19 protein-coding genes are annotated in these 17,349 nt (G+C 34.8%); 18 read left to right on the top strand and 1 reads right to left on the bottom strand.

Going from position 1 to position 17,349, the window contains the following annotated elements:
• Positions 1 to 8: 8 nt before the first annotated feature.
• Positions 9 to 188: a DUF8096 family protein gene (locus tag BM350_RS27305; RefSeq protein ID WP_090913410.1), complete on the bottom strand. Its 180-nt coding sequence runs from the start codon at positions 186 to 188 to the stop codon at positions 9 to 11.
• A 233-nt stretch (positions 189 to 421) separates the two neighbouring features.
• Here BM350_RS27305 and BM350_RS00090 point away from each other — a divergent pair, with 233 nt between their 5' ends.
• The 18 genes from BM350_RS00090 to BM350_RS00005 form a co-directional block, all read left to right on the top strand.
• Positions 422 to 718: an HNH endonuclease gene (locus BM350_RS00090; protein ID WP_090913412.1), complete on the top strand. Its 297-nt coding sequence runs from the start codon at positions 422 to 424 to the stop codon at positions 716 to 718.
• 1 nt (position 719) lies between these two features.
• On the top strand, positions 720 to 1,076 hold the full coding sequence (locus BM350_RS27205; RefSeq protein WP_175483367.1) for a hypothetical protein: 357 nt from the start codon (positions 720 to 722) through the stop codon (positions 1,074 to 1,076).
• 85 nt (positions 1,077 to 1,161) lie between these two features.
• A complete protein-coding gene (locus BM350_RS00080) occupies positions 1,162 to 1,524 on the top strand; it encodes a hypothetical protein (RefSeq protein WP_090913414.1) in 363 nt (120 codons plus the stop codon).
• Entirely contained in the window at positions 1,521 to 3,221 is a 1,701-nt protein-coding gene (locus BM350_RS00075; RefSeq protein ID WP_090913416.1) for a terminase large subunit, read from the top strand. Before BM350_RS00080 ends, BM350_RS00075 begins: the two co-directional genes overlap by 4 nt.
• Before the next feature lie 15 nt (positions 3,222 to 3,236).
• The gene (locus tag BM350_RS00070) at positions 3,237 to 4,451 is read left to right on the top strand and encodes a phage portal protein (protein ID WP_090913418.1); all 1,215 of its coding nucleotides are present in this window, start codon (positions 3,237 to 3,239) and stop codon (positions 4,449 to 4,451) included.
• On the top strand, positions 4,417 to 4,983 hold the full coding sequence (locus tag BM350_RS00065) for an HK97 family phage prohead protease (RefSeq protein WP_090913420.1): 567 nt from the start codon (positions 4,417 to 4,419) through the stop codon (positions 4,981 to 4,983). Before BM350_RS00070 ends, BM350_RS00065 begins: the two co-directional genes overlap by 35 nt.
• 12 nt (positions 4,984 to 4,995) lie before the next feature.
• Positions 4,996 to 6,171, top strand: a complete 1,176-nt coding sequence (locus tag BM350_RS00060; protein ID WP_090913422.1) for a phage major capsid protein — start codon at positions 4,996 to 4,998, stop codon at positions 6,169 to 6,171.
• Positions 6,172 to 6,185: 14 nt separating this feature from the next.
• Complete coding sequence (locus BM350_RS00055; RefSeq protein ID WP_090913424.1) at positions 6,186 to 6,443, top strand: hypothetical protein; 258 nt, start codon at positions 6,186 to 6,188, stop codon at positions 6,441 to 6,443.
• Entirely contained in the window at positions 6,440 to 6,712 is a 273-nt protein-coding gene (locus BM350_RS00050; protein ID WP_090913425.1) for a head-tail connector protein, read from the top strand. The genes BM350_RS00055 and BM350_RS00050 overlap by 4 nt, the downstream gene beginning before the upstream one ends.
• The gene (locus tag BM350_RS00045) at positions 6,709 to 7,014 is read left to right on the top strand and encodes a phage head closure protein (protein ID WP_090913427.1); all 306 of its coding nucleotides are present in this window, start codon (positions 6,709 to 6,711) and stop codon (positions 7,012 to 7,014) included. Before BM350_RS00050 ends, BM350_RS00045 begins: the two co-directional genes overlap by 4 nt.
• Positions 7,001 to 7,357, top strand: coding sequence for an HK97 gp10 family phage protein (locus BM350_RS00040; RefSeq protein ID WP_090913429.1), 357 nt, complete (start codon positions 7,001 to 7,003; stop codon positions 7,355 to 7,357). Before BM350_RS00045 ends, BM350_RS00040 begins: the two co-directional genes overlap by 14 nt.
• Positions 7,354 to 7,683: a hypothetical protein gene (locus BM350_RS00035; protein ID WP_090913431.1), complete on the top strand. Its 330-nt coding sequence runs from the start codon at positions 7,354 to 7,356 to the stop codon at positions 7,681 to 7,683. The genes BM350_RS00040 and BM350_RS00035 overlap by 4 nt, the downstream gene beginning before the upstream one ends.
• Positions 7,684 to 8,259 (top strand): major tail protein, encoded by a 576-nt coding sequence (locus tag BM350_RS00030; RefSeq protein WP_090913432.1) that lies wholly within the window; start codon positions 7,684 to 7,686, stop codon positions 8,257 to 8,259.
• A 5-nt stretch (positions 8,260 to 8,264) separates the two neighbouring features.
• Entirely contained in the window at positions 8,265 to 8,609 is a 345-nt protein-coding gene (locus BM350_RS00025) for a hypothetical protein (RefSeq protein ID WP_090913434.1), read from the top strand.
• Between the two features lie 257 nt (positions 8,610 to 8,866).
• Positions 8,867 to 11,701: a replication protein gene (locus BM350_RS00020; RefSeq protein WP_090913436.1), complete on the top strand. Its 2,835-nt coding sequence runs from the start codon at positions 8,867 to 8,869 to the stop codon at positions 11,699 to 11,701.
• Positions 11,702 to 11,706: 5 nt separating this feature from the next.
• Entirely contained in the window at positions 11,707 to 12,534 is an 828-nt protein-coding gene (locus BM350_RS00015; RefSeq protein ID WP_170857621.1) for a phage tail domain-containing protein, read from the top strand.
• An 11-nt stretch (positions 12,535 to 12,545) separates the two neighbouring features.
• Positions 12,546 to 14,510 carry a pyocin knob domain-containing protein gene (locus BM350_RS00010; RefSeq protein ID WP_090913440.1) on the top strand — a complete coding sequence of 655 codons (1,965 nt, stop codon included), beginning with the start codon at positions 12,546 to 12,548 and terminating at the stop codon, positions 14,508 to 14,510.
• 1 nt (position 14,511) lies between these two features.
• Positions 14,512 to 17,349 (top strand): prophage endopeptidase tail family protein (locus tag BM350_RS00005; protein WP_170857620.1); only part of this gene is annotated, 2,838 nt, incomplete at its 3' end.

The raw sequence follows: 17,349 nt of genomic DNA, 5'->3' as shown, positions 1-17,349 counted from the left end.
GAATAGGACTATATGCTTTTCTTCATACCACATTGACGACATTCTCTTATGAAGATGAAATCTTTAACGGAACTCTTGAATAAAGTGTTGCCGCAATTATCACAGCGACCGCTAACTTTATCAGGGAACTCTTTGTATTCGTATATTTTGCTTAGATCGTATTCTTGTTTAGGTTCTTTATTTTCCATTTGTTTCACCTACATATCAATCTGAATTAATGTAACTTAATCATAATAACATGAAGTATTCACATAGTGGATGCTTTTTATTTTAGAGAAGGAAGTGATGGGATGACGTGGTTAAGCTTCTTCATTGGTTATAGTATAGGTACGATTACTTGTTTAATTATTATGATTCAGTTTCTTAAGGCAAAAGAAGTAGACAGACAGGATATAAACTTTTAGATGCTGGGTGAGTAGATATGGCAAAGGAATATGCAAAGAAGTTTTATAAGTCGTCAACATGGAAGAAGTGTAGGGATTCATACTTTGCTTATCGACATGGATTATGTGAGCGTTGTTCTAATCCTGGTAAGATAGTTCACCATAAAGAGTACATAACACCAGAGACTATTAATGATCCAGATGTAACACTAAGCTTTAGTAATCTAGAACTATTGTGCCAAGATTGTCATAACCGTGAGCATCATGAGAAGAATAGTCCTGTTGTTGAAGGTGTAATGTTTGATAGTAATGGAGACTTGATTAGGAGGGATTAAGATGGATAGCATTGATATAGATTTACAAAGGAAGATAGATGTGCTTGCTCTTCATCCTGTGGATGATTCAATCTATGACAAGTATCTTAATGCTTGGGGGAATATAGGAATTGGCGATATACATTATGAGTATTACAAAATGTATGGCAAACAATTCATGCCTTACTCAAAAGAATATCTAATTAGAACACCAATTGAACAACTATTAAAGAGGGATAAAGAGAATTATAAACAATTCTGTCCTTCTTTTTTTATGCGATTAAAAGATAAATATTTTAAGTGGAAATTCAAACGCTGGGTAAAGAAGCTAAGGAATAATTATCAGAAAGGAATCCCCCCTATAAAAAATAAAATTTAAAGTCTGATAGGGACCGAGGAGGGAGTTTCACGTAACGCATGGGTCGCACGCGTGAGGGGTGTAGTCAGAAAAAGAGGTGATATTTATGGCGAAAGAGAAGAAAATGTCCTTCGATGAAAGAAGAAAGCAGGAAGAACAGAAGTTATGGGAAGCTTTAGCCGAACTTAGCGACAATAAGAAAAAGGTCGTTGAGAAAACAGTAATTGATGCAGCGTTCAAATCGGTTCAGCTTGAAGATTTGCATGCTGTTATTGAAGCAGAGGGAGTTGTGGAAGAATATCAAAACGGAAGCAACCAAAGTGGCCGGAAAGTATCATCGAATGTCCAAGTATATAACTCAATGGATAAAAGCTATCAATCGCAAGTTAAAATATTGTTAGATGCCCTACCGAAAGATGTTATTAAAGATGATGATGACGGATTCGATGATTTTGTGGCTGATAAATGAGTAAGCAAACAAAGAAGCAGTACCCTTTAACTTATAATCCAATTATTGAGTATTACAATAAAATCGAATCTGATGAAGAGGTTGTATCTAACAAGGTTAGACGTGTATATAAGAAACTTATTGATGATGTTTATGATACTTCTTCAGTGTATGAGTATGATTCTAAAAAAGCTAACCATGTTATTGAATTCATTGAGAATTTTTGCAAACATTCGAAAGGTAAATGGGGTGGTAAACCGATTGAATTAGAGTTATGGCAAAAAGCATTTTTAGCAGCATCATTTGGTTTTGTTCATAAAATTGACGGTACAAGAAAGTATAGAGAAGTACTATTAATTGTGGCTCGGAAAAATGGAAAGTCAACAATTGCTTCTGGTATTGGTTTGTATTTACAAGTAGCTGATGGAGAACCTGGGGCAGAAATTTATGCTGTAGCTACTAAGTTAGACCAAGCGAAATTAGTGTGGTTAGATGCAAAAAGAATGGTTAAAAAATCACCAGTGTTATTGAAACGAATTAAACCACTTGTTCGTGAGTTAAATGCAGACTTTAATGATAGTACATTTAAACCATTAGGGAGCGATTCAGAAACCCTTGATGGTCTTAACGTTCACGGAGCGATGATGGATGAAATTCATGCTTGGAAAGACAAAAATTTATACGATGTTATAGTAGATGGTACATCAGCAAGGGAACAGCCAATGATTTTTATGATTACAACAGCTGGGACCATTCGTGAATCTGTGTATGATATGAAATATGAAGAAGCTGAAATGCTTTTGAATGGTTTTGATGATCCAGATGGCTATAAAGACGATAGATTTTTACCTATCATTTATGAGTTAGACAAGCGAGAAGAGTGGACAGATGAAAAGGCTTGGAAGAAAGCTAATCCAGGTCTTGGAACCATTAAAAAAGTTGACCAATTAGAAACCAAAGTTAATAAAGCAAAAGCTAATCCACTACTTGTTAAAAACTTATTAACTAAAGATTTTAATATACGTGAGACAAGTACAGAAGCCTGGTTAACGTTTGAACAATTAAATAATAAAGCCATTTTTGATATAGCGAAATTAAAACCTTCTTATGGTATTGGTGGTTGTGACTTATCTTCAACAACCGATTTAACCGCAGCGAAGGTTATTTTTATGATTCAAAACGATCCGCATATTTATGTTAAACAAATGTATTGGCTCCCAGAAGATTTGCTTGAACAAAGAAGTAAAGAGGATAAAATACCTTATGATTTATGGTGTGAACAAGGATTATTAAGAACAACACCAGGAAATTCTGTTCATTATAAATTCGTGACAGAATGGTTCTTAGAAATCCGAGATGAATTTGGTATCTATATACCTTGGATTGGTTATGATAGATGGTCCGCAAAATATTGGGTTGAGGAAATGGAAGGATATTTTGGTAAAGAAGCGATGGTTCCAGTTGCACAAGGAAAACAAACTTTATCTAGCCCTATGAAGCTGTTAGGTGCTGATTTAGAAGCAAAACTAGTGAACTATAATAACAATCCAATAGATAAATGGTGTCTTTCTAATACAGCGATTGATATTGATAAGAATTTGAATATACAACCAAACAAAACAAATAATCAGCGAAGACGTATTGATGGTACAGCAGCACTTCTTAATGCTTATGTTGTTCTTCAAGAAAAACGTAATGATTATCTTAACATGATTTAAGAGGGAGGTGAGAATTTGGGATTATTTGATAAGATGTTTGGCAGAAAGAAATCAGAAAACATGACAACACGCTTTGAAATGGTAAACGATGAAGGTGGAGGGTTTTACTCTTGGAATGGAAACCTATATCAAAGTGATATTGTTCGTTCGTGTATTCGACCAAAATCAAAAGCGGTTGGAAAATTAATTGCAAAGCATATTAGGGATAATTCAATTGAGTTTAAAGTTAATCCGGACCCATATTTACGATTTATTTTAGAAGAACCAAATCCTTTAATGACTGGACAAGTAATGCAAGAAAAATTAGCAACTCAATTAGAGTTAAATAACAATGCATTTGCTTATATTAAACGCGATGAATTAGGATTCGCATCAGAAATATATCCTATTCCATGTGTATCGATTGAAGTTGTGGAAAACAGTTTAGGAGATATATTTTTAAAGTTTTATTTTAAAACAGGGAAACGTATGACAATTCCTTATACAGATATTATTCATCTCAGAAAAGATTTTAATGATGATGATTTCTTTGGAGATCATCCTGGTAAATCTTTATCATCATTAATGGAGATTGTTAATACAACAGATCAAGGTATTGTGAAAGCAATAAAGAATAGTGCTGTAGTTAAATGGATTTTGAAATTTAAATCAGTATTAAAGCAAGAAGATATTGATACGCAAGTTCAAAATTTCGTTAAAAACTACTTAAGTATAGATAATGTAAATGGCGGAGCGGCTTCTTCTGATCCACGTTATGACTTAGAACAAGTAAAACCGGAAGCGTTTGTACCAGATTCAAAACAAATGCAAGAAACTATCCAAAGAATTTATAACTTCTTTAATACAAACGACAAGATTATTCAGAGTAAGTACACAGAGGATGAATGGAACGCTTACTATGAATCTGAAATAGAACCATTAGCGATGCAGCTTGCTGGAGAATACACCAGGAAGCTTTTTTCACGTCGTGAAAGGGGATTTGGTAACAAGATTATCTTTGAAGCATCAAGTCTTCAATACGCTTCTATGTCAACTAAGATGAATTTAGTTCAAATGGTTGATAGAGGAGCAATGACACCGAATGAATGGCGCTCGATTCTTTCATTGGGCCCGATTGAAGGTGGGGATAAACCAATTCGGAGACTAGATACAGCGCTAGTTAAAGATGGGAATACAACAAAAGGGGGTGATAACAATGAACAAGATGGAAACGCGGGAGTTGGAAAGTGATGCAATAGAGATAAGGGAAGAAAACAATACACGTACACTTCAAGGGTATGCTGTGAAATGGGGGAAAAACTCTCACAAAATTGGCGGTAGATTTACAGAACGATTTCAAAAAGGTGCATTTGCTGATTCGTTACGTTCTGATGACCAATTAGCCTTGTGGAGTCACGATATTTCCAAAGTATTAGGTCGCACAAAGAACAATACTTTAAGACTTGAAGAAGATGACATTGGATTACGCTTTGAATTGGATTTACCTAATACAACATTAGGTAATGACACATATGAAAGTGTAAAAAGGTCTGACATTGACGGTGTATCTTTTGGCTTTAGAGCAGAACAACAAGATTGGGAAAATAGAAACACCGACAACATTATAAGAAATGTAACCAAAGCTAAATTGACGGAAATCAGCCTTGTTGGACGTCCTGCATATCCAGATAGCCAAGTATCAACAAGGGGATATAGTCCTTTTGATGAATATGCAAAACAGCAAGAACTAAGAAAAAAATTAATTTTAAAAACCTACTTATAAGGAGAGATTTGAATGAATTTAGAACAAATTTTAGCACGTATGACAGAAATTCGTAGTTTATTAGAAAGCGATCAAGAAGTAGATATGGTAGCATTAGATACAGAGATTCGTGAATTGAATGATAAAAAGAGTCAAATTGAAACACGTCAACGACTTTTAGAAGAAGCTCGTTCTATTAATGATGGAACAGCAACTGGAACTCGTACAATTGAAACTTTTAACGGTAATGAAGGTGAAGAACGCGAAGCAGGAACAGATTCTCTTGAATATCGTAATGCTTTCATGAATTATGTTTTACGTGGAGAAGCAATCCCTGCTGAGCTCCGTGCCAATGCAGTTACTAAAACTGGTGATGTAGGTTCTGTTATTCCACAAACAGTGCTGAATCAAATTATTGAAAAAATTGAAGCTGTTGGTATGATTTTGCCACTCGTTACTCGCACGGCGATTAAAGGTGGCGTAAGCGTTCCGATTTCTTCTGTTAAACCAGTAGCGACATGGGTAGCTGAAAGTGCAGGAAGTGATAAGCAAAAGAAAACAACAGGTGCTATTACATTTAGCTATAATAAACTTCGTTGTGCAGTAGCAGTATCATTAGAAGTTGATACTATGGCGTTACCTATCTTTGAATCTACTTTAATTAATAATGTTGTGGAAGCAATGACAAAAGCAATTGAACAATCAATTATTAATGGTACTGGGGTAGGACAACCAAAAGGTATCTTGACTGAAACGCCTGTTGCAGGGCAAGCGCTAGACATTGCTAAAGTTGAGTATAAAACATTGGTTGACGCAGAAGCAGCATTACCACTTGAATATGAAGACGGTGCCGTTTGGTGTATGACAAAGAAAACGTTTATGGCGTATGCTGGGATGGTAGATTCAAACGGTCAACCTATCGCAAGAGTAAACTATGGTATTAATGGAAAACCAGAACGATTTCTATTAGGCCGTTCAGTTGTACTTTGCAACTATATTGATAGCTTTTCCACAGCAGCAACTGGAAAACCGTTTGCTTTCTTATTCAATTTCAGCGATTACCTTCTTAACACGAACTACCAAATGGGTGTTAAGAAGTATGAGGACAACGAAACTGATGACATGGTCACAAAAGCAATTATGGTTGTGGATGGTAAAGCGGTTAATGTTAACTCATTAGTTGTTCTTAAGAAAGCAGCCTCAGCTTAAGGAGCTGATAGTAAATGAGGAATTTAGTGATTAAACCGTTTATTGATAAAGATACACAAATAGGGTATTCAAAAGGTGATATGTATGAATCTACTGATTCTAAACGTATCGCCTTTTTAATTGAAAATGGTTTTTTGAAACAAGAAGAATACAAAACAGTTTTTCCTAAACATATTGGTGGCGGTTGGTATGAGTTATCCAATGGTAAAAAAGTACAAGGGAAAGATGAAGCACTGGAAACTGAGGAATCACTAAGAGGTGAGAAATCATAATGCTTGAAGCTGTGAAAAAGGCGTTGCGTATTTCGCATAATGCTCTTGATGATGAAATTTTGGATTTAATTGAAGCGGCCCGGCACGACTTAATGTTGTCGGGCGTTTCTTCTATAAAAGTGAATGTAGACACTGATCCACTTATTAAGCGGGTGATTATTACCTATGTAAAAGCTAATTTTATTCCAGATGCAAAAGAAGCGGAACGCTTCCAATTATCTTATAACATGCTTAAAAACCACCTCACTCTAGCAGGTGATTACAAGTGAACGATATTTTATGGTTTCCTATTGTAACTACTATTGAAGATGAATTAGGTCAAAAAGAGGAAATTGCAACATTCAGTAGACAGGTATTTTGCAGAAAAAAATCTATTCCTCAATCAGAATTCTTTCAAGCTGGACAAAGCGGTATTAAAGCCAGTTGTATATTAATTGTTCATTATTTGGATTATCAAGAAGAAACTAAAGTGAAATATGGTAATAAAACATATAGCATTTACCGAATTTATGAGCGAGATGATGAAAAAATCGAACTTTATTGTGAGGTGAAGGCTAGTGACCGATATTAGTAATTTAGCTAATGAAATTGCTAGACAAGTAGAGTTATATACACGTGATGTAGCTGAAAAAGTCGATGAAATAAAGGTTGAAGTTGCGAAAAACGCTGTTAATGAGTTGAAAGAAAAAAGTCCTAAGTTGTCGGGAAAGTATCGTAAAGGGTGGCGAGTTAAGAAAGTTAGCAATGATGTTGTTGTTCATAATGCAACTGACTATCAACTTACTCATTTACTTGAATATGGGCATGTTAAAAAGAATGGTGGCCGTGTTTCTGGTAAACCTCATATAAGACCAGTTGAGCAGGCAGCGATAGAAGAATTTACAACGAAGGTAGAAGGAGCAATAAGAGTATGACACTAGCTGAATTAAAAAAGATACTTAATACTGTTGGATATCCTATTGAATATTCGCATTTTGAAGATACAAAAACAAACCCTGTTCCTAAACCGCCTTATATTACTTATTTAGTTTCTTATTCATCTAACATTATCGCTGATAACAATGTATACAAGAAAATAGATAATGTTCAAGTTGAACTAAATACAGTCAAAAAAGACTTAACAGCTGAAAGTAAACTTGAAACTGTTTTAGAACAAAATGAGATTGCTTGGCAGTCAACGGAAGCATTTATCGAAAGTGAAAATTTATTCCAGAAAATATATGAAGTGAGGTTGATATAAATGGCTGAAAATAAAGTAGCGTTTGGCTTAAAAAATGTACATTATGCAGTTATTACAGAGGATAATGCAGGTAAGTATTCATATGGAACACCTGCTAAACTACCAGGTGCGACAGAGTTGAAATTAGATAAAAAGGGTGACCAATCAGACTTCTATGCTGATGATATCATCTATTACACAGAATCTAGTAACCTTGGATATGATGGAACTTTAACAATTGCTAATCTTACTGAAGCGTTTCGTACAGATGTGTTAGGAGAAACGTTAGATGAAACAGATAAAGTAATTACGGAAAATGCCAATGCTAAAATTAAGAAAATTGCTCTTATGTTTGAATTTGATGGTGATGTAAAAGCAACACGTCATGTTCTGTACAATGTAGCAGTATCTCGTCCTGGTCATGCATCATCTACAAAGAGTGATAAAACTGAACCAGGTACACAAGAATTATCATTTGTAGCAGCTCCTCATCCGATTTCTGGTGATGTTAAAAGATCAACAACTGTTGGTACACCATCTGCTGTTTATGATGCTTGGTATACAAAAGTTTATGAAAAAGTAGCACAAGGAGCGTAATTTAGATGGAAAAAACAATTATTATTGATAATAAAGAAGTTAGATTGAAAAGTACGGGTGCTACACCAATTCGATATAAGTCCCAATTTGGTAAGGACTTTTTCTCTGAAATTATGAAATTGAATCATTTAACAAAAATCGATACAGAAAATCTAGAAGCTTCTGATTTTAGTATGTTGGAAATGGATATCTTCTACAACTTCGTGTACGTGTTAGCAAAAACAGTAGATCGTACACTTCCAGATCCGATTAGTTGGTTGGATTCGTTTGATGAGTTTCCTATTTTAGAAATCATTCCAGAAATTCAAGATATATTAATGTCTTCTATGCAATCTAAAAAAAAGATGTAAATGATAATCAAGAAAGTGATAGTGGTGAAGAATTTACGACCGAAACATTTCTTGCTTTATGTTATTCTTGCAAACTGACAAGGCAAGATTTGAATGATTTCACTATTGGAATGTGTTTAGATTACATTTCAGAATACATGGCATTGAAGAATCCGAAAAAAGGAAATGTTAAGAAGGCTTCTCAAAGTGATTTCGATTCATTTTAGAGCGTTGCACTTATGTGTAGCGTTCTTTTTTATGTAAAAGGTGGTGGATAAATGGATAAATCAATTCGTGGGATTACAATTTCTCTAGGAGCTGATACCACAAAGCTAGGAAATGCCCTTAAAGATGTGACAAAACAATCTGTTTCTTTATCTCAAGAGTTAAAGCAAGTTGAGAGAGGATTGAAGTTTAATCCTGGTAACACTGAATTACTTGCACAAAAGCAGCAAATATTAGCTGAACAAGTTACTGTAACTACTGAAAAGTTAGACAAACTAAAAGAAGCGCAAACACAGATCAATCAGAAATTTGCAGAAGGAAAGATATCTGGCGAACAATATCGTGCGTTCAACCGTGAAATAATTGCAACTGAAAATCATCTAAAAGGCTTACAAAACTCTATGAAAGAGATGGAAGCTGAAGAAGGTCGTATAGCTACTTCCACAAGACAACTAGAAACATTATTTCAAGCTACAGGAACGAGCGTAGATAACTTTTCTAGTGTTTTAGGTGGTAGACTAGTTAACGCGATTAAAAGCGGAACAGCATCATCTAAACAGCTTGACGATGCAATTAATAAAATCGGTGTGGAAGCATTAGGGACAACAACTGATTTAGAAAAAATGAAACAGGCATTAGCATCAATTGATGATGGTAATTCAATTGCTAATGTAAAAAAAGAGTTACAAAGTTTAGCAAATGAAGCTGAAAATACTCAAAAGTCTCTAAAAGATTTAGACGTTGATTTAGAGAATATGCTTGGTGCAGCAGTTGCTGGTGGAGGTATTTCCGGAGCTATTGAAACAGCATTAGATACATCTAAACTAAAAACTAAAATAGATATATCCTTCAACGTTCCAGAGGAATCTAAAAAATCGGTAGAAGAGGCTGTAAGAGGTATTGAAGCGTACGGAGTAGATGGTGAAGCGGCACTTGAGGGTGTAAGACGACAATGGGCATTAAACAAAACGGCTTCTGATGAAGCAAACACAGCTATTGTTAAACAAGCTGCTACTATTGCTAATTCATATGCTGGAATCGACTTCAATGAATTAATTCAAGAAACAAACGAGATTGCTAGTGAATTAGGAATTTCACAAGAAGGGGCAATGGGATTAACTGATGCTCTTTTAAGAGTAGGTTTCCCACCAGAACAACTTGATATTATCTCTGAATATGGAGCACAACTTACACGAGCTGGCTACAATGCCGAAGAGGTTCAAGCTATTATGGAAGCTGGTGTTGAAACCGGAACTTGGAATATAGATAATCTTTTGGACGGACTTAAAGAAGGTCGAATTAAAGCAGCTGAATTCGGTCAAGGTGTCGATAAAGCTATGCAAGAAGCTCTTCAAGGAACTAATATTTCAGCTGAACAATTACAAAAATGGGGGCAATCTGTAGCTAAAGGTGGAAAAGAAGGTTCGGCAGCTATGGCAGAGATTGCTAAAGCATTATCTAACGTTGGAGATGAGACGAAACGAAATGAGTTAGGCGTAAAACTCTTTGGTACAATGTGGGAAGACCAAGGAATGAACATAACATACGCATTACTTGGGGCACAAAGTAAGGTAGTAGATTTTAAGAAGAATCAAGATCAGTTGAATGAGTCTGTCAAAAAAATGGATTCGTCTCCTGCTGTTCAAATGGAACAAGCTGCTGCTAATATGAAAATTGCTTTAGAACCGGTATTAACATTAATAACAAATGTTATATCTGCTTTTTCTACATGGGCAGCAAATAATCCAATATTAGCATCATCTCTTTTAGTTATAGTCACATTAATTGGAATTATTTCTGGTTTATTTATGGCAATGGCTCCTTTCTTAGCATTAATAACAGCAGAACTGTTAACATTCGCTGGTATAATGGCTGTTTTGACAAGTCCTATAACAATAGTTATTGCCGCAGTAGCTGCTCTTATAGCAATATTTGTATTATTTGGTGATGAAATAAAGCGTATTTACAATGAATATTTTAAACCAACAATTGATCAGATTATATCAATAGTTGTGGATGCATTAGGTCCAGCATTTGAGCAAGGTTTTACAGTAATAAAAGGTATCGTACAAGATGCATTCCAAATTATACAACGACTTTGGAATGAAATACTATCTCCTGTATTTTCTTTTATGATGACTGTAATTAAATCACAACTTTTACCAACTTTCCAATTTGTTTTTGGAGCAATTGGTAGTGTTGTATCTGATATATTTAGAGGAATTGGTTCTGTGTGGAATAGCGTTTTGAAACCAATTTTAAATGGAATTATTGATTTTATAAGTGGGGTATTTAGTGGTAATTGGAGTAAAGCATGGAATGGTATTGTATCGATTTTTGAAGGTGTTTTTAATGGTTTAAAAGCAGCTGCGAAAGCTCCAATTAATGCTGTGATTTCTATGATAAACGGAATGATTAAAGGAATTAACAATATATCTGTTCCAGATTGGATTCCTGGAATTGGTGGGAAATCAGCAAGTATTCCAACGGTTCCAATGCTTGCTACAGGTGGTTCTGTATCTGGAGATGGATCGTTCATTGTTGGTGAAGCAGGACCGGAATTATTTACAAAATCCGGTTCATCTGTGAAAGTAACTCCTCTTTCTTCAAGGGAGAAATCACTTGGAATAACAGGTCAAATTACTAAATTAATCAGTGATATGAGACGTATTATGGATGATAATATAAAGTCACTTAATGAAAACGCAACACTTAATGTTTCATATGCCAATGCAGGAATGAACAGTATGGATTCAATTACAAAAGATGTAGTTATACAACTTACTGTCGATCAACCTATTGTTGTTGATGGACGTACAGTACAACGCGTAGTCCGAAAAGAAAATTTAAGAGAAGATAACATTAACTTTCTAAAGAGGGGGCAATGATAAGTATGCCAGATACAATTCTTTTATTTAAAAATGGGCAAACTTGCTCCCTTAAAAAAAATTATAATGTAGAAACTTTAGAATTAACAGTAGATCCACCTCGAATAGAGTCGGACAAGATGAAAATGAAAGGGCAGTTCGGTGTTCGTTATTACAATAAAAGCTATACAGAACGAGGCTGCCAATTAAGAGTTCTTGTGAATACAGGAGATATTGAGGGTGTATATGAAAAGAGAAATGAGCTGTACGCCCTATTTGGTAGATTAGAAGATTTCTATATTATTTATTCAAGAGAACCAGCTATAAGAAGACGTGTTGAGTATCAAGACATGAAAATCAACCGTCCACCTGGTTCTTTATTATTTGAAATCATTATTGGTTTTTCAATCCCTGATGGTTTTGGCGAAAGTATCTTTAGATCATTGGATGCAAAAGAGTGGGATACAAATAAATTTGCATGGGGAATGGGTTTGGAATGGGATGATGATTATAACTATACCTTCAAAGATAAAATATTTAATTTCAAAAACATTGGATCTATGGAAATTAATCCATCACAGCATGATATAACATGGCGAATTAAATGCGATCCACGTTATTTAAAGATTACTAATTTTACTACTAATGATTCATTAACAATATATAATCCATCATCTGTTTCACAGGGAATCATTGTGATAAAGGGCCTACACATAGAAGACGAATATGGCCGTAATTTGGTACGTCATGCTGATGCTGGTGAGATACACCTTGTACCTGGTATAAACCAAATTAAAATCGAATCTTCTACATTTAATTGGTGTGAAGTGAATACAAGATTCTATTACTTGTAAGGGGTGAAAAAATGCAAAGAAAACACTATATTAATAGTCCTATAAACGCCGACGAACGAATGCTACTGAATGAAGAAGTAGATTTAATTTATGGCGGGATAACTCAAAATGAAATTAATCATAGCAAGTTAGTGGATGATTTTAATAGTTTCTTAAATAAATACGGTATCGATAAATCAACATTAGAAAAAGCAATTCAAAATGGTGATGCGAACGTTTTAACTGTTGTCAAAAATATGATATCGGATTTCCTGATTGCAAATCCTTCTAATTTTGATGAAGTAGTTGCAGCGCGTTTAGGAGAAAATACTTTATATGATTTTAATCAGAAAACCAAAGTGAAACTTGATAATACAGATAAGTTTCAACAAGTAAAGTTAACTGCTGATACAGGTAACAATATTGCACTTCCAGATGCAAGTGATCTTAATACAATAACTAAAGGTGGATTTTATAAAGGGTCCAATCTCAAAAACGCTCCTAAAGAGCAAGGATGGTGGTATATTCAAGTCTATTCTCACGATGATAGTAATTATGCTTGTATGCAAATTGCATATAGTTTGAATAGCACATCTGAAAACAGTTTGTATATTAGAAAAAAGGCCGTTGGTGTTTGGGCGGATTGGAAGCAATTAGCTTTATTTGGTGCCTATGACGATATCAAACAAGAAGTTTTAAATGTAAAAGCAGCCCATCCGTCATTAAATGCTGCAATTCGCGCCATGATTCCTTATAACAGTGTTAATTATTACTCGGATTTTCAAAAAGCGTTAAGTGAATCGGCAGGAAAAACGTTAGATATTCCAGCAGGTACGTACACAATTGGTGATATAGAAATTCCAAGTAATATTAATATCCGCGCTGATCCAAATGCTGTTTTTGTTTTAAAAACAGGAAGTACAACGTTCTTTACTAATAAAGATGTTGTTAACATTGGCGGATATGATAAAACGAGTGGAATTGTTTTTAGAGGTGGAGTATTTGACATAAAAAATCTAAAAGATGCAAAAGCATTTGTATTATCGCATTGCCAGAACGTTGTGATTGATACAAAAATTATTAATGGCGGTGAGTCACAAACATATGTCGCTTTGAATGCTGTAAAAGATTCAGAGATAGACATAGAAGCTTTAGATTGCACCGCTACAACGTCCACAGGAGCTATGGTAGGTATTTATGTATTCAATGATAAAAACACGCTCACAAATCAAAATACGAAGCCCTATGACCTTACGCCATGTGACAATGTATCAATTACTCTTAAATTGAAAAATGTTAAAAAAGGCTTAGTAGAAATTGCGCCCGTTGACAAAGTAATTCATAAAAATATCACTTATAACGTACAAGCTGAAAATGTATTAGAAGAACTTGGATTGTTTAATAATATGTCTTACTTCAGAACAGAAAAAGTAGTTGGAAATGATATTGGTCACGGTTTGGTATTTCAAATCATGAATGACACATGTGGAGATTTCACGATTGAAGGAGTAAATATACGTAATGGTAAAAGCAAAGAAACATCCCGTGGTGTTTGGTTCAAATCAAAAGAGGGAGATAATGCTCCACAATATCAGAATGTAAGAATCTCTAATCCTGTTATTCGAGCGTTTTCTAAAGGAATTACAACTGATTATGGATTTGGTGCTAAAATCAACAATCCAGATATTCAAGAATGCTGGGAAGATGGGGTTTGGAATTACTTCACTCTTGATTGGGCCCTAATTGGTGGAATGGTCAAATATAACAACAAAAATGGTTGGGGATCTCGTGCGGATATTCATATCGGGGAGTTAGCTATTGAAAATGGTAACAAAAAAGTATTTAGATCCATTCTTGCAAATGTACAAGCTCGAACTGTACGAGTAGAAAATTTACAAGATAGCATTATTAATAATGTGATCATTAAAGGTGGAGGGTTTTCTAAAGTTGGTTCTGACTTTAATAATAAAATCGATTATTTAGAAGTAGGTTGGTAATATGAAGCGAGTAGAAAGAGCGAAAATTGAACAGTTATCAACGGGTGACCAATTTCATTTAGTTGATATGCAACAATTTGAAGTAATAGAGGGCAAGAATGAACCGTCCTCTATTCGCTTTGTTGTTCCCGACACAGAGATGAATAAGCGTGTTTATCCGTATGTGGAAGATAGAAATTTATTGATCTTTGAGGGGCAATATTACATTATTCTAGTTACTCATCAAGATGAATTAGGATTTAAAGATTGTGATGCAATTCAAATTTCTGCGGAGTTAACAAGACAAATACAATCTAGAAAGATTACAGAGTATTTATCAATTGATGAGGCTCTTTCTCATACATTTGATGGAAGTAATTTTAAGTTTATCAATCGTTGTTCCGAACAAAATCAATTGCATTTTGAAAACTTTGGTGGCGAAGGCCGAATGAAGATGATTCGTAAAATACTAGATCGGTTTGATATTGAATGTATTTTCGATAATATGACTGTTATCTTTGCAGATAGAATTGGCAAAACAACAGACAAGTTGTATAAGTTCGGCTATAACGTAAATGCCATTAAGAAAACGACTGACGATAATAATTGTTCCTTCTCTGTTTTATTGCTGGGCCATACTCCTTCTGAAGAGGAAGGTGGTGGACCACAATTTACGTATTACTATGAATCACCATTAAAATATAAAGTTCCAGAATTTCTTCGCCACCGGCAAGCTGACAATATCGAAGATGACAAAATTAAAGATAACGGAACCGCATTAGAACGTTGTAAAGCAGAAGTGAATGATATTCCTGTTATTTCTATCACTGTGGATCATAAAGAAGCCAATTTTGATGATTCAAACGAGCCAAAGGTTGGAGATAAAGCGATTCTACAACATCATAAATACAATATGGATTTTGATGTACGTGTTGTAAAACGGACTCGTTATCCATTTGAGCAAACACCAAATGTATATGAGTTTAGTAATAAACGTGATGAACTTGTTGATAGAACAGAGGAACAAAAGAAATGGACTGCTGATATACTTTCTATTGTAAAAGAATTGGATCAAAGATTATTGGATGAATCTAATAACTATACGGACCGAATCAATGCAATAACAGAAGAAAAAGCTGTTAAAGCAAAGGAAGAAAGTGAAGCGGCAAAGAAACTTGCTGAACTTGTGAAAGAAAACCAAAAGAATTTCCAAACTGCTATTATCGAGAGTGATACAGAACCGACTCAAAACCTAGAGCCTGGAAAATCTTTATGGCTCAATACAAGTGAAGAACCCAATATGCTCTATCTATGGACTGGGACAGAATGGTCTAAGATTGGTGTGAATGCACCAGAGGAAATTGGTGCTGTTACGAAAGTTAATTTTGAAGAAACAATGAACAGCATTAAACAAAGTGTTGAAACTGTAGAAAAAACACAGACTGCACAGGGGGAGCAACTCAAACAGGCACAGTCTACACTTGAAACCCAGGCGGAAGCTATTAAAGCTAAAGTAACTATCACCGAAGTAGGCAACTATGTGAGTAGTATTGGTATGAGTAACTTAATTAGAAACTCATTATTAAAAACTGATTCAAGTCATTGGTCTTTAGCTCCTAATGTTTCACGAGATACATTTGTTACGTATAACGGTGCTTATACGATTAAAACAGATCAAATCGGTTTAACTGCTGATAGTTGGCGTGGCGCCATTAGTGAAAAGGTTCCAGCTGTAGCCGGTGAAGATTTTGTTGTATCTGGTTGGTTTATGACTGATGACAAAAGTAAAATTGATAAAGGATTAAGATTAGAAGTAGAGTTTTTTAATGCTTCTGGTACAAGAATAGCAGCTCCTAATGTGGATTTTCTCCCTTTAGAAAATAATGTTTGGAAATTTGTGTTTGGAACATTTAAGGCACCAGTAGGAACGGTATTTGTTGATGCACGTTTCTATGTAATTAGAAATGGTCGACTTTGGGCATCTAAAATGATGCTGCAGCGTGGAACAAAACCATCTGAATTTACTGAGAATGCAGCTGATATAGCTGGAAAAGATGAGTTACTAAGTCAAATTGCTGAAAAGGTAGCAACAGCTGATTATAACAAGAAAATAGAACAAATTGACCGCGACATAACAGCTAATAAAGAAGGTATCACCCTTGCGGCCAAAAAAACAGAAGTATACACAAGGGTAGAATCTGATGGTAAATATGCAGCTGATGCGTATGTGAAAGAAATGGAAGCGCGTATCAGTGTGAATGAACAAAGTATTTTGCAAACTGTTAAAGTTGGTAATGTTATCTCAAGTATTAATCAAACAGCTGAAGCAATTCAAATTGAAGCCAAAAAAATCAATTTAAAAGGTGCTGTTACAGCCGATAGTATTGCTGGTAAATTGCTCGAAGGTATCACTATTAGAGCAAGGGATCCAAACGATAATAATAACTTTACAGAGATGTCGAATGGCAGAATCTTTACACAAGGTTTTCAAACTCCAGCTCAATGGAATCAGTGGTCAAAGAAAGTTGTTACAGGTTTAGAAAAGGGGCTTTTTTATAGTAGAGGTTATAAAGAAGACGGTTCGCAAGCAAATTATGTAGAAATTGCAGCATGGGGCGCTTCGTTTAATACAGGTAATGACGGAGCAACATATGGATCGCAGACATTTACTATATTGGATAAAGGTCAACGTAAATCTATTACAGCTAAGTCATACGATGAATCTATGGGATGGAAACCAACATTCACCATTGATAACCCTCAAAGCGCAGAACTTGTAAAGATAACGTCAAATGCAATTTATTTTTATAACATGAATAAAAACTATAAGAATGAATTGGTTACTGAGGATGGTGGTTCA

It is taken from the genome of Bacillus sp. 103mf (assembly GCF_900116295.1).
Classification (GTDB): domain Bacteria; phylum Bacillota; class Bacilli; order Bacillales; family Bacillaceae_G; genus Bacillus_A; species Bacillus_A bruguierae.
Note: the sequence above shows the minus strand (reverse complement) of the source record. Positions and strands in the feature narration are given on the sequence as shown.